Here is a 385-nt window from a genome sequence, read left to right as displayed (position 1 = left end):
CCTCCAGATGTTGATACATACGACGACCTTTGCCCTTTCCGACGTAGAATGGCTCATGATCGAACGCTACTACTTTGTCACCAACTGTATACAAGTAAGAGCCCGGTTTACGCGGATCGAGCAGTGCATAAACGTAGTAGAGCGGGTCAAGACTGAGCCTGTTGCGAGAATGCGCCTGAAGCTCTCGTGCCTGTTTGCGAACCAATGAAGAGAATGTGCGAGCCATGGTGTACTCCGAGTTTGTTCTTCATAAAATTGCACATCCTGCTTTACTCGTTTTGTTGGCATTTCTTCATTATTTTTGCAGTGTTTTCACGGCTCACGTGCATCTTTACGGATTCGATTCGGTGGCATCTTGTCCACCTTCTAGTTCATGCGGTTCACG

Annotated in this window: 1 protein-coding gene; it reads right to left on the bottom strand. The window is 47.5% G+C overall.

The window, feature by feature from the left end; genetic code table 11:
- Positions 1-226 (bottom strand): LEM-3-like GIY-YIG domain-containing protein (locus AC1RPN_RS08560; RefSeq protein WP_481763770.1); only part of this gene is annotated, 226 nt, incomplete at its 3' end.
- Positions 227-385 lie beyond the last annotated feature (159 nt).

Source organism: Dellaglioa sp. CoH-57-MRSF-20 (genome assembly GCF_056781955.1).
The sequence above is the reverse complement of the archived record's forward strand: the minus strand, read 5'-3'. Positions and strand labels throughout refer to the sequence as shown.